This is a genomic window from Paenibacillus sp. TSA_86.1 (assembly GCF_052691815.1).
Window position 1 is genome coordinate 1 of sequence record NZ_JBQZGE010000015.1, and the last position, 13,040, is coordinate 13,040.

The 13,040-nt window shown below is 46.9% G+C and carries 14 protein-coding genes; 10 read left to right on the forward strand and 4 right to left on the reverse strand.

Features of this window, described 5'->3' with window-relative positions; all coding sequences use genetic code 11:
- Positions 1-233 precede the first annotated feature (233 nt).
- Together ACUTVW_RS21985 and ACUTVW_RS21990 are read right to left on the reverse strand one after the other, a co-directional pair.
- Entirely contained in the window at positions 234-1,184 is a 951-nt protein-coding gene (locus ACUTVW_RS21985; RefSeq protein ID WP_445647728.1) for an aldo/keto reductase, read from the reverse strand.
- Positions 1,185-1,378: 194 nt separating this feature from the next.
- Positions 1,379-2,383, reverse strand: coding sequence for a Gfo/Idh/MocA family protein (locus ACUTVW_RS21990; protein ID WP_445647729.1), 1,005 nt, complete (start codon positions 2,381-2,383; stop codon positions 1,379-1,381).
- A 117-nt stretch (positions 2,384-2,500) separates the two neighbouring features.
- Between ACUTVW_RS21990 and ACUTVW_RS21995 the strand changes: the two genes are divergently transcribed.
- The 3 genes from ACUTVW_RS21995 to ACUTVW_RS22005 all read left to right on the forward strand — a co-directional run bounded on the left by ACUTVW_RS21995 (position 2,501) and on the right by ACUTVW_RS22005 (position 4,506).
- The gene (locus ACUTVW_RS21995) at positions 2,501-3,340 is read left to right on the forward strand and encodes a helix-turn-helix domain-containing protein (protein ID WP_445647730.1); all 840 of its coding nucleotides are present in this window, start codon (positions 2,501-2,503) and stop codon (positions 3,338-3,340) included.
- A 134-nt stretch (positions 3,341-3,474) separates the two neighbouring features.
- Complete coding sequence (locus tag ACUTVW_RS22000) at positions 3,475-3,882, forward strand: Rrf2 family transcriptional regulator (RefSeq protein WP_445647731.1); 408 nt, start codon at positions 3,475-3,477, stop codon at positions 3,880-3,882.
- A gap of 171 nt (positions 3,883-4,053) precedes the next feature.
- Positions 4,054-4,506 carry a nuclear transport factor 2 family protein gene (locus ACUTVW_RS22005; protein WP_445647732.1) on the forward strand — a complete coding sequence of 151 codons (453 nt, stop codon included), beginning with the start codon at positions 4,054-4,056 and terminating at the stop codon, positions 4,504-4,506.
- Positions 4,507-4,651: 145 nt separating this feature from the next.
- On the opposite strand, the gene ACUTVW_RS22010 is transcribed toward ACUTVW_RS22005, so the two are convergent.
- A complete protein-coding gene (locus ACUTVW_RS22010; protein WP_445647733.1) occupies positions 4,652-6,022 on the reverse strand; it encodes an MFS transporter in 1,371 nt (456 codons plus the stop codon).
- Positions 6,023-6,224: 202 nt separating this feature from the next.
- On the opposite strand from ACUTVW_RS22010, the gene ACUTVW_RS22015 reads away from it, so the two are divergent.
- From ACUTVW_RS22015 to ACUTVW_RS22040, 6 genes are all read left to right on the forward strand, one after another.
- On the forward strand, positions 6,225-6,551 hold the full coding sequence (locus ACUTVW_RS22015; RefSeq protein ID WP_445647734.1) for an ArsR/SmtB family transcription factor: 327 nt from the start codon (positions 6,225-6,227) through the stop codon (positions 6,549-6,551).
- 173 nt (positions 6,552-6,724) lie between these two features.
- Positions 6,725-6,919, forward strand: coding sequence for a hypothetical protein (locus ACUTVW_RS22020; protein WP_445647735.1), 195 nt, complete (start codon positions 6,725-6,727; stop codon positions 6,917-6,919).
- 136 nt (positions 6,920-7,055) lie between these two features.
- Complete coding sequence (locus ACUTVW_RS22025) at positions 7,056-7,973, forward strand: helix-turn-helix transcriptional regulator (RefSeq protein WP_445647835.1); 918 nt, start codon at positions 7,056-7,058, stop codon at positions 7,971-7,973.
- Positions 7,966-8,964 (forward strand): hypothetical protein, encoded by a 999-nt coding sequence (locus tag ACUTVW_RS22030; RefSeq protein WP_445647736.1) that lies wholly within the window; start codon positions 7,966-7,968, stop codon positions 8,962-8,964. The genes ACUTVW_RS22025 and ACUTVW_RS22030 overlap by 8 nt, the downstream gene beginning before the upstream one ends.
- Before the next feature lie 66 nt (positions 8,965-9,030).
- Positions 9,031-10,074, forward strand: a complete 1,044-nt coding sequence (locus ACUTVW_RS22035; protein ID WP_445647737.1) for a hypothetical protein — start codon at positions 9,031-9,033, stop codon at positions 10,072-10,074.
- A 245-nt stretch (positions 10,075-10,319) separates the two neighbouring features.
- Positions 10,320-10,508: a Spo0E family sporulation regulatory protein-aspartic acid phosphatase gene (locus ACUTVW_RS22040; RefSeq protein WP_445647738.1), complete on the forward strand. Its 189-nt coding sequence runs from the start codon at positions 10,320-10,322 to the stop codon at positions 10,506-10,508.
- Here ACUTVW_RS22040 and ACUTVW_RS22045 read toward each other — a convergent pair.
- Positions 10,480-10,761, reverse strand: a complete 282-nt coding sequence (locus ACUTVW_RS22045) for a hypothetical protein (RefSeq protein WP_445647739.1) — start codon at positions 10,759-10,761, stop codon at positions 10,480-10,482. The two genes, ACUTVW_RS22040 and ACUTVW_RS22045, sit on opposite strands and share 29 nt — an antisense overlap.
- A gap of 452 nt (positions 10,762-11,213) precedes the next feature.
- On the opposite strand from ACUTVW_RS22045, the gene ACUTVW_RS22050 reads away from it, so the two are divergent.
- On the forward strand, positions 11,214-12,962 hold the full coding sequence (locus ACUTVW_RS22050; RefSeq protein ID WP_445647740.1) for a DUF6138 family protein: 1,749 nt from the start codon (positions 11,214-11,216) through the stop codon (positions 12,960-12,962).
- The last annotated feature ends 78 nt before the right edge of the window (positions 12,963-13,040 follow it).

Genomic DNA, 13,040 nt, shown 5'->3' on the forward strand with positions numbered 1-13,040 from the left:
GCGGGTGCGGGTGCGGGTGCGGGTGCGGGTGCGGGGTAATATTGCCAATACAGCAGACCCGAGCTAATGTTCCGCTACATATAGCTATCCCCAAAAAGGGACCAAGGTAGAAGTTTCTCTGCCTCGATCCCGTTATTTTGATTTGGTCGTTTATGGTTTATTCTATTATGCAAAGAACTGTGTGTATTTTATGTTTAGCGAATGTAAAGCTTTTAAAATTTCAGAACTAAAACTTATACACCTGCCGGTTTAACCTCACTCGCCAGATCGATCCAGGCAATCTCTTCCGAAGTCAGCGTAATGCGTGAACCTTCGTCACAGGAAAGCAATTCTGCCTGATTTTGTGCCCCGATCAATGCGCAGGTCGGGAAGGACTGATTCAATACATAGGCTAACGCAATCTGAATCGCCGTTGTTTTCTTCGATTCCGCCAATTCCCCGGCACGACGCAGTCGTTCCCAGTTGCCATCACTGTAGAATACACGCACCAGGTCAGCATTGTCGCGTACTTCAGGCGTGAAACGTCCGGTGAAGAAACCGCGAGCCTGGGAAGACCAGGACAGGAGCGGCAGCCCGCTCTGCTCATGCCATGCGAGCGTTTCGGCGTCCGCCGACACACAGCCTGCCCAGAATGGCTCGTTCGCTTTGGCGAGACTGAGGTTCGGGCTGCTGAACGTGAATCCTTTGAGACCGTGGGAGGCGGCATAAGCGTTAGCTTCTTCTAACCGCTGCCAGGTCCAGTTGGAGGCGCCGATGGCGCCGATTTTGCCAGACTCGATATGTTCGTTCAGTGCCTCCAGAATGGCAGCCACAGGCATGTTGGGATCATCCCGATGTAATGCATAAAGTTCAACATGATCCGTCTGCAACCGCTCCAGACTATCGGTCAGGTCACTGCGAATGGCGTCGGCATTCACGCGAGGGCCGTTTTGGTCATGGTGTGCCCCTTTCGTGAGGATGACCATCTGGTCGCGATTGCCACGTTCCTTCATGTAACGTCCGAGAACCTCTTCGCTCTGTCCGCCGCAATAGATGTGCGCTGTATCTACCGTGTTGCCGCCAATAGCCAGGAATGCATCCAGATTTGTCGCAGCTTTCTCATAGGTATCATGGAAGAAATAGTCTGTTCCTTTGATTAATCGGGAGACTTTTTTGCCAGCACCGGCGATTTCAATATATTCCATAGATAAACCATCCTCTCATATATAAGGTGAAATTCATTTGGGAGTGTTCATTCGAAATAAAGAGTCAGAATGTAGAATCACGATTAACTGCTACATGTTGGATCTAGTAGTACATCTCAGTGTCTTGAATTGTTCTACAGCGCTTTGTGCTACCGCGCTCAACCTTGTTGAGCACATGGTACCTAATTCTCGCCTTATAGCGTAATTCGTGTACGTTCTTCTGCGGAGCGAAGACAAGCTTCGAGTACTTTCATGTTGGCTGCCGCATCGGAAGGAGCGAAACGTAACTCTTTACCCTGAAGCGCCGCACGAGCCATATCATCTCCCTGCAACGCATAATGGTTCACCTGCTGCACCTCAACCTCACGGCGTTCACCGCCTGCAGTAACGTAGAAGTTAGAGCTGTTGTCCAGATTAGCAATGTAAGCCGAAGGTACTTCAATAATACCGTCAGATCCAAGCACCTCTAGCGTATTACGAAAAGCGGCCCACATGCTGCTGTCGAATGTAACGCCGACATGGTTGTCGAATTCAAGTAATCCGGAAGCCATCATATCTACCTGATCATGCTCTGGGGAGAACATGCCAATGACAGTTGCCGCTTTCGGTTCCTGTCCCAGCAGGAGACGGGCAGCACTGATGGAGTAACAGCCGATATCGTACAGGGCGCCGCCGCCCCATTCTTTGCGGAAACGTACGTTGCCGGACGAACCGGAATTGTTAAACGAAAACGTACTGTGAATGCCGCGGATTTCACCAATCTCGCCACTAGCGATAATTTCCCGAATCTGGTCATAACGCGGGTGATGGCGATACATAAATGCTTCGGCCAGATGCACACCCGCATCCGCACACGCCTGAACCATCTCTAGTGCTTCTTTTTCCGTCAGAGCAAGTGGCTTTTCGCATAAAATATGTTTTCCAGCCTGTGCTGCGCGGATCGTCCATTCCCGGTGCAGATGATTCGGCAGTGGAATGTAAACGGCATCAATTGAATCATCTTCCAAGATTGCTTCATAGCTACCGTAAGCCTTTTCAATACCAAGTTTATCAGCCGTTTGCTGTGCTTTATCGAGGTCCCGGCTGGCAATAGCGGTAACTTCGTTTAATTCCGATTGCTGTAAGCCAGGAATGACGGAACCTATTGCAATGTTGGCGCTGCCAAGGATACCCCAGCGTAACTTTTGAACAGAATTCATAACTTGTTTCCTCCTGTGTTTGAATGTATATTGTGATTATAATAAATAGGTGAGTGAATTAAAATGATAATATATTGAATATGTTTAACACAATATTGTTTAATGGGGTGAATCAACATGATGAGACAAACGGTATTGCTGACCCTGCAGGATATCCCTTATTTCTGTTACCCGGAATCTGTCGGACATTATACGGATCATACCCAGCACGCTGTATTACGTGAGGCAGGGGTGCTTAATAATTTCAACATTCACTATGTTGCAGCAGGTAAAGGGTATGTGGAGGCGGATGGTGTGGTGCACGAGCTTCGGGCGGGTCAAGCGGTGCTCTATTTTCCACATCAGCGGCAGCATTATTATAGTAGCGAAGATGAGCCGTGGGACGTACGCTGGGTTCATTTTTACGGGGAACGGCTGCATGATTATATGCTGGAGCGGGGCTTGCACCGCAATCTGTTATGGACCCTGAGACAGCGCACTTCCTGGGAAGAAGCTCATCTGGCGCTGCTTGAAGAGGCGGAACAGAACCGGATGCTTCGTCCAGCCCAGTTATCCACGTTGACCTATGCTTTGCTGGCGGAATTCGTACAACATGCCGTGCCGCTTAAGAACACACGTAACACGAGCAAAACGGAGAGCCGGGTGCTTTCTCTTTTACCACAAATGCAGCAAGAGGCGTGTGAGCCTTTTCTATTACAGGACTGGGCCAATCGCGCAGGGGTGAGTACGTATTATTTTTGCAAAATATTCAAAAATGCCGTCGAGATGACTCCGATGGAGTTTATCACCCGTTCACGGTTGCAGATGGCGAAGCAATGGCTTCTTGAACGTCCGTCGGCGAACATCGGGCAGATTGCAGAGGAAGCAGGTTATCCCAATGCCAGCTATTTTAACCGCCAGTTCATGGCACATGAGGGCATGACACCTACGGATTACCGGGGGCTATACCATAAATAAGGAAGAAAAATCGATGAAGCAAACTTCCAACTAACGATCTGCCTTGCCGACTCTCTCCTGTGCATTTGTTTGACAGAGCCATCAATCAGGTCTATTATGGATAAATTAAATCCGTATATATGAGGTGTCCACTCATGAAGTATTCCAAAGCGACCAACTATGCTCTGCATACGATGTTATATCTGGTTAGCACCGCGCCAGAACAGCTGATCAGCGTGCATCAACTGGCTGAGTTTCAGAAAGTATCCCCAACTTATTTATCGAAAATATTAACCAAACTGGTCAAGGCTGGCATGATTGAATCCACATCCGGTGCCAATGGCGGTTATCGGTTGAGCCGCAGGAATCCTGATCCTTCTTTTCTGGAAATCATTCATGCCATCGAAGGCAAGGCTTCTTTATTTGAATGCTCGCAAAATCATAATGCATCGTGTCTGATCCAGCAGGTTATGGTTCAGGCGGAGGAAGAGATGGAACGTTTCCTGCATCATAAAAAAATGTCCGAGCTGGCATCCCAGATGAGGGAAGCTCATTCGCTATAGTCTTTATCGTTCTAGTGTGGCTCTGGTCTGCTTCTATTCCAGTAAGATTGGGTAATAATATTGGATTTCTCACTTGGGGTGGCGTTGTGCCTGACAGAAGGGCGATGTTACAATAAGGAAGATACTACATATACATACTTAATCACATTTACATCTCTGGAGGGAATGCACATGAGCCAAACGACAACGATGACGGAACTTGAGCAGTTGCTGGCACTCGAAAATATTAGAAATACCAAGGCGCGTTACTGCCGCTACATTGATACGAAAGCATGGGATGAGCTGGGTGATGTATTTGCCCCCGATGCTGTTGCGGACTTCAGCACGGAAGGTAATCCGATTCCGGTTTTGAATGGACGTGAAACGATTGTACAAGTGTTCCGTGACCTTGTAGATCCGGCAGTAACTGTGCATCATGTACATAGTGCAGAAGTGGAGTTTGTATCCGACACCGAAGCAAAGGTGATTTCTCCGATGGAGGACTGGGTGACATTCCCTGAAGGCAATGAAAACAAATCCTTTCATGGGTTTGGCCATTATCACGAAACATTTGTCAAAATCGATGGACAGTGGCGCATTAAGCACACCAGCTTGAAACGTCTGCGACTGGATCTGTTTGAATAAGCATCGCTATATTAAAATTTTTTTCTTGGAGAGCCTGATCATGATCGGGCTCTTCTTTTATTTTTAATATTTTGTATCGAAAAATAAAAAAATCAGAAGGTATTGTCCTGCGACAGTATCTTCTGATTAGGGAAATACATCAGAATTAGGCCACCTTATGTTTCCGTGACTGCATTCTCAGATAGATTTGCGAAAAGATAACCGATGCGAGGCCGACTGCGGTCATGCCCCAGAAAATAAAGCTGTAGGCCGAAGATAGCTGAATGTTCTGCATCGCGGTCAAAGCAACCCCGGTTACGGCTACGCTGAATGCACCGCTGAAAAATTGACTGAGCTGGAACAGTCCCATACCTGCCCCGACTTGATCCATGGACAGATTGCCCGACAATTCGTTGGATACGCTGGTCGTCAAGGAAGAGAAACCAACGCTGAGCAGCATGTATACAACCATGATCGCATAGATGCTTTGATCTGCAAACAGAGCGAAAAGTCCGGCAGCCGCCAGGAGCAGCCAGGGTGCAAACTTCAGCAGCAACGTATTGCCGTGACGGTCAATCATGCGCCCGATGCGGTTGGACAGCAGCATAGATATGAGTGCACCCGGGAAAATCACAAGTCCCGAATGTGCGGGTGTCAGTCCGTAGAGATGTGCCAAAACCTGCGGTAACAGGAACAATGTAGCGAAGTTATTAATGTACGATACAATCCCGAGCGAGCTGAGAATCATATATTTTTTGTCTTTGAAGAGTGCAGGTTGCACAAACGGATCAGCTGCGCGGCGAATGCGGAACCAGAACAGCAGCAGTGCGGTTACCCCAATAATGAGTGTAGCGACCTGACGAGAAGTCAGGAATAACAGAATCCCGGTTGTACCGATGGCAAGCAAGAACGCGCCGAGCAGGTCGAAGGAACCTTTTTGCGGCGTTTCTCGTGGTAACAGTTTATAAAAAACAGGAATCAAAAATAGGGCTAAACCTGTGACGATAAACAGATCATGCCATCCTAAAAACTGTGTAATGCTGCCGCCCAGTACCGGACCGAGTCCCAGACCTAGCGAACTGGCGGACATAATAACGGCCATGGATTTCCCCCGGCGATCATTCGGGATGTATCGGGTGATTAGCACAATCGCAAGTCCCGGAACGGAAGCTGCACCTGCCGCCTGAACCAGACGCGCAATGAGCAGCACAATGAAATGGTCACTGAAGAAACCCAAGACAGACGCGCCTCCAAGCAGGGTAAGTCCCGTAGTAAACAGGGTGCGTATCGGCACAAAATCGGATAAACGGGAGAACGTAATCGATGAAATCGCAAATACGATGGAATAACCCGTAACAATCCAGGAAGAAGCAACAGAGGTCAGCTTGAATTCAGCCGCAATTTTGGGCAGAGCCAGATTAAACATCATCGTGTTCATTACAACGAGCACAACGGTGAATCCAAGCAACGCCACAATTAATCCTTCCTGTATGCCTGTCCGTTCCATCGGAGTTGCAGTAGTAGCCGTGTTGTTCATAAAAACCTCCTATCGTGATGTGTATTTCGCAACATTTCAGAAACGGTGTGTAACATTTGCAAAATGGTGTATGATGTCAGCCCCTGTGCTTCACACAAGGGATACATGCGAAATTTATAAGTTCGATTGGTGTCGAACATTAGAAATATATCATGGATGTATGTTAGAATACAATGCATAGTATTAAAAAGGAGACTGCCTTATGAAAATTTTACATCATCCGCAAGCGGCGGATATTGAGCTTTCCTCCGTGCTATATGCGCTCAGCGATCCAACCCGGCTGGGAATTGTGGCCGAAGCCGCCAGAAGCGGGGAACAGCCATGCAGTCATTTTCATGCTCGCGTTGTGAAATCGACGATGTCGCACCATATCCGTACCTTACGGGAGGCGGGGGTGATCCGAGTCCGAGTACAGGGAACACAGCATTTTATTACACTGCGGTCTGAGGATCTGGAAGTGCGATTCCCAGGGTTGCTACAACCTCTTCTCCAAGCTGCGGCGCAGACAAGTGCAGGTTCGTCCGAATGAATGTCCTTTCTTCCTTATGAAGAAGGGGCATTTTTTATTTTTGGATAGAAGCATATGAATGACTCCATATTCACTTAATAAAAGATTGCTCCTGATGCGACATTCTGTGTCGTGCCAGCGCCCCTATAATGATGGTGAACACACAAACCCTATCGAAAAGAGGTTCACAATCATTGGCTAAAACGAAAAGAGGTCGCGTTCTATGGAGTCTTCCGTCCAGAGGTCGGGGAACATGTCCAATATGCAAGAGTACACGAATCAAATTGTTGTATACGCAGACGAAAACAGATGGTACGAGTCTGAAAGTGTGCAAAAAATGCTCCAAAGCGGTGCAGTCCAGAGTGGATCTGGCAGAAGCGCAAGTGTAGAGCAGAGACAGACAATTCGTGTAAGTAAAAGTCATACGGAAAGCCTATATAGCCTGTTCTTCGGAACAGGCTATCCTTTTGATATAATACAGGAATAAACGTTGGAATCAGTCAGGGGGAGAATCGCTTGAGCAACATGCATCGGATTCATTGGTTTGATGAACAGATTCGAAGCGGGCGTTTTCCGAACAGCGGTGGTTTGGCGCGTCAATTTGAAATCTCTCGGCGCCAGGCGCAGCGTGATATTGAATATATGTTGAATACTCTTCGAGCTCCGTTGATGTATGTAGCCAAGTATCGCGGGTATTGCTACGAGGACCAGACATTCCGCCTGCCGCATTTATATATGACGGATGAGGAGCAGCGTGTTCTGAAATATCTGGCTCATCGGTATCGGCATTATACCTATGATCAATCGGATGCGGTGAAGCGGGTAGCGCATTTGCTGGAACGTTTTACAATGGAGGAGCATCCGTCTGATCAACAGCAGTTCCCGGTGTTTACAGCACAGCCGAAGCAGCTTCAATGGTTTGAATTGTTGAACCATGCCATCGATGATGCAAGAAAGGTACATATTTATTACAAGGATCACGAGGGGGAGCACCAGATGACCTTTTGTCCTGTAAAGATGACCTCGCAGTACAATGCAGACTACGTAGTGGGGTATGAGACAGACCCGCTGCAACAGACAGCGATTCGGCTGGAGAGCATCGTGCAGCTGACGCTCTTGGATGAACACTTCGAATGCCGTCAGGATGCATGGATCAGCAATTGGGAGGATACACTGCCTGTTCGCAAACCGTTCGTGGCAGAGATTCGTTTTCGGGAAGTGCAAGGATCTGAACTGTGGCAAGGGTACCGAATTCGAGAACAAAAAGGGCAAGTTTGTTTTATTGAATTTTATGATGCTGACGTATTCTTGCAACACCTGTATGCAGCGGAATGGGAGGAACTGCTTTCCCCGGGCTGGCTCAGACGTAAGCTTATGCAGCGGACAGAAGATATTACACAACGGCTGAGCAGGGGAACGAACGGGGGAGAACATCTTGGCTGAAAAAATGCTGGAGCACCTAGGCATGAAACGGGAGTCGAAATCCTATGTGGACAGTTTACATGCGATTTTGACGCATACAGGTCAATTCAAGGGTGAGAAGTATATGCTTGCAGGTTATACCGGCATGGCCTTTAAATTATCGGTTCATAAGAGATTACTTCCGATGTCCGTAACGGCTTACGGACAGTGGGGAGTGTCGCATCAAGGAGGGATCGATAATCTCGGCCTATTTACCATATATGATGGGGGACGCAGTCGCCATCCGACATTTGTTTATTATCAGCAAGATGCCGTGAACTGGGTCAGACGCAGTCTGGATGAAGGCAAAGGTGTCATCTACTGGATTCCCGAGTTTGGTGTCATTTATGGATACGATGATGCAGATCGGGTCTTTTATGTGCAGGATGGCTGGAGCAAAGAGCCGCATATTTTACTGTATGATAATTTCGGATTGAATTTCACCGGTTTCTGGTACTGTCAGATCTTTGGTGATCATGTGCAGCGTACAGAGCAGGAGATGGTGCTCGAGTCTTTGCGGCTGGCGATTGAAGATTGGGATATTCCATACCGTTTGTTACCTGATCAAAATATAGCTTCCGGCCGTCTGGCATATGACGTTTGGATTGAAGCACTGTACTCTGGAGATTACGATGCATCAGGAGCAGCCTATCTTCTGGATTCATATTGTCAATCGCGTACTGAAATTCAAATGTATTTACATGATGTTCGCGGATTGTGGACTGAACTGGAACAGGCATCGATTTGTTATGAACGGCTTGCTGATCTGATCGGACAGATGAGAGAATATCTGGTACAGGATGAAAGACGGCTTGTGCTGCGAGCGGATGCCAATGAGTGCCTTGCACAGTTGCTCCAGGATGCGAAGCTGCTAGAAGAGCAGGCGGTTGATTCTTTTCGGCAGATATCCGTTCGATATCCGGATCGTAAACGATTTACTATACCCCGCTGGGGCACACACTCCGCACGGTAGAAGTGGGGCAGAGGGATGGGTGATAAGAAAGGCAGGCAGAATCGAAGCAGGGATGAGGGTTTATAAATGAAGAGAATGAGATTCTTGGCTGATTTGGCTGATTCGACTCAACCGCCGCCTCATGGTAACTCGGATAACCCAAGTCATCCAAGCACAGATATATGGCGAAACCAAACAGGCTCCTATGTAGATGCGTTATATGCTATTTTGCAACACAAAAAGTGGACACATCTTCCGCGATATATGATTGCAGGCATGACGGCAGGTCTTTTTCGTTTCGTGGTTGATCGTCGTCTGACGACAGAGTCCATCTCGGCGTATAACTGGATGGCAGAAAATTTTGTTGCTGCTGATTTCATCGGAGTGACAGCGAGTCAGGCTGCCGGATTTTCCTTTGAACCGACCTTCCCCCTTTATCAGAAGCAAGCAGTGCTTGATATTAAGGCTTCCATTGACCGCGGGACAGGGGCTGTGCTGTGGCATGATCAATTTGTTGTTGTTGTCGGATACGATGATGACGAGGAAGTATTGTTTTTTTGCACAGGGGATGATCCTGAAGTGCTTCGTTTACCCTATACGTTAGTAGGCCGGAACAGTTCTCCATACTGGTATTATCAAGTGTTGGAAGCTCACCAATCCATCGATATGTGGGAGGTATGCAAGGAATCGTTATTACAGGCCGTATACAAATGGGAAACGCACGACTATATGCTGCCAGGGCAGGATTACGCTTGCGGTGCTGCCGCATACACCGCTATCGCGGACGTTTTGCAGTCTGGAAATTATGAGAGCGATCAAGCGACAACGGTGCTTCGCTATTATGCGTATACAAGAGGGGATATCGCTTTATATGTCAAAACACTTGAGCATTTATCGCCGTATATGAATCAAGTGATCATGCGATACACAAAACTTGCGGATATCTATAGATCGATTATTGAAGTGCTGGATGATTCCACGGCGTGGGATGTACGAGAACCGGAAAGTGTACAGCGAGTTAGTGAACTTATTCAAAGTGCGGGGGATGCGGAACAGACAGCGATTGATGCAATTAAACAAGCCTTTCCCGAAACGATAAACAATCGCTCCTCGGATATTGGGCTCAGATAATGCTAAGCCGCTTTACATCAACATTGCTATAGATCAAATGACATGTTAAACACCAGAATGGCGATGAGCCGATCTGGTGTTTTTTTATATATTTTGCTGCTTCGTGGGCAGGGTGAATTTTTGTTTTTAATAAAAAAATACATGAAATTTTAAATAAAGGTAATCTGAACCCTACTTCATTCCGAATATTATAATATATGGTCTTATTTGGATGTTGAATTCAAGGAATGAATGGGGGCAGAACGATGGTACGGAACCCGGAAACCCTTCAGGAATGTATCGAAAACGCAAGGCAGAGACTTTACCAGATAGCAAACCAATATACGAATCTGCAACATCCAGAAGTCATTCGTCAGTCGATGGTGCTGGATGAATTAATTAATGAATATAACGATGCCAAACGCTTCATTTCACAAACGAACCATCATAGTTAGGGTCAAGTGTACGAACGGCTGACTGAACCTCCGAAACAAGTCGTTCGCGTTCTTCGTAGAGCGGCATCTCTTCTTCATCAAACTGAAAGTGAATCGTTCGGACATCACCTTCAGACAGTGTCATATTGTGAGATTCTAAGAAAGAGAGAAATGAGTCATCAAACCTTATTCCATCTCGATCCCGGTAGCAGTGCATATAGTCAATATCCTTTTCTTCAAGCACTAACACACCTTGTTCTGTCAACTTCATCATTGTATCCTCCTTCATAAGTATGGCATGCAATATCTATTTACATTATATAACGCCTGTTAAAATTTGGGGATAGATATATAATACATGGTCTAAATATTTTATATCATGAATGATTTCTCTTTTCCTAAATCATAGGCGTTTAGTCTTCATGTAATCGTACAAAAGTCCGACAAGGAAACAATCCATTTCACAAATACACCGAAACGAGGCTGCTAATACCCCATTTCGGTGTTTTTTTGCGCTTTCTCCGAAGTTTCACGGTAGAGAGGGGACACGTAATCGGAATCAAGAGAGGAACAACCGTGCATAAGTCTTATTGTTGCGAGTGTGGTCGAACGTGTAAAATATAGGTGGATTACGAACGTTAATCCGTATTTTTACCATGTAATAAACAGGTTGTTGAGCCGTTTGGAATAGAAGCGTCAGGGTTTTAGAACAGGAATACATACAACATGGATTACGGGAAGGCAGGAGATAAAGTGAAAGAAGCAGTGGAGCAGGCTTTGGAAGAAATGATTCAGGCCATAAACGAATGGTTTAACGAGCAGGCGGCACGTACCGATTTAGAGCAGACGATCCAACGAACGAAACTGCAGATGGGCATATTTGATGATATCTTTGTTCTGTACAAGCCGGGAAGAACGATTGTAGATAGCCTGGATATGGGATGGGATGAGGGATCTCTATCCACGCAAACCATCCGGTTTACAGAAGAAATGGTGCGCACCGAAGTTCAGCCGAGGCTGGTTGAGGTGATTCAGGAAAAATTAGCTGACTGGGCAGATACACCGCTGATTGATTATCGCTTTACCTTCCGAGGCAAGTTCCCCACAAGTAACGGCATGCTAAAGTTAACGCTGCTGGAGTACGTCAATGAAGAGAAAAGACAGCTGCTTTTGGAACGAATTCGCACGTATACGGAGCAAAGACTGGAGCAAGGCGTACACCCGACCAAGCCACTTGAAACGACTTTTTTGGCAAAACATTTGCTTGATCCTGTGTTGTTTCCATCTCTGGATTCGCCATGGATCATTAGACAATATGAACAGATTCAAACGTTAAATCGGGAGCGGAAGGACGCTCTTGCAGAGCATCGCCATACGATTATTTATGCTTTGACGCTATGGGCAGAGAAGCAATTTTTACCGCAGTTTTTTGACGTGCAGGTTTCAGATTATCGAGAAAATGAATATACGTTGAAGCCAGGTCAGAAGCTGGGTGGACAGATTAAGGATACAAATCAGGATAAGGACATGGGTATAGATCCGGATCAGGATCAGGCTGAGGATTCGCACCCTATAGATCTGCTTCTCTATGCAGCGGTGATGATTCTGCGTTTCGAACCCAGTTACAGCAAACCAAGGGGGCTCAAATTTCTGGAACTGGCCAAGCAGCTCGGCAGTGAGCAGGCAGAACGTATGTTGACTGAGGGCAGCGGTACATATAAGCCGGAGGATACTTATGTAAAAACGGAGCAGGTGAAATGCCAGGCCAATGATGTGTTTGCACGGATAACGATTCAGATACATCAGGAAGGACCGGGAGCATATCAACAGGCGCTAGCCTTTATTATTCGATTGCTCGAGCAGGGTTTCCCCAAGAGCTATCACATCAAACTGAAATCCAAAGCAAAGCAGTACCTGCCAGTTAAAGGACTTGCCAAATCGGATACACATCGATTCTTTGCGAATGCTCTGGCATATCCTGAGCTGCATCCGCTTCTGGAGCAGTACGCACGAGCTGCCATCCAGGAGTTCGAGTTTTATGCTGATACAGAAGGGGAGAAAAGTGGGATGCCGGGAAGTTATGCTGTCTTCGGGCTTGGACTTTCGAGTGAGCAGTATTTCCCTCTGATTAACGATTACATGGGACAGGTCGATGACGAACATCAGATGATTCAGGACAAGTTTATCGCTGCGTTTGCCGAAAAATACGGGGTGACAGTAAACTCTGTGTCAGTTCTTGTACAGGGCTTGCGTCGTTCAACGGATGGACTGAAGCTTAAGTTGCTGCCGGAGTTCGAGCAGGATGAGAAGCTTGAATGGCTGCTCGGACAGGTTGAGGAGTTGGAATCGCATGATGCACAGCGTGTGCTCTACCCGATTTTTGGCAAGGTGGAGAAGCTGGTAGCGCTGGCCCGCAAAGCAGATGGGAAACGAAAGGAATTATTACTGGGATTGTCACAGGCCGCAGGCAAATAAACGATTCTGTTACCAATTCAACCCATTCAAATAAACGAGCTTGGCGATCCATTAAATAACGCAGTAGACACGATGAGA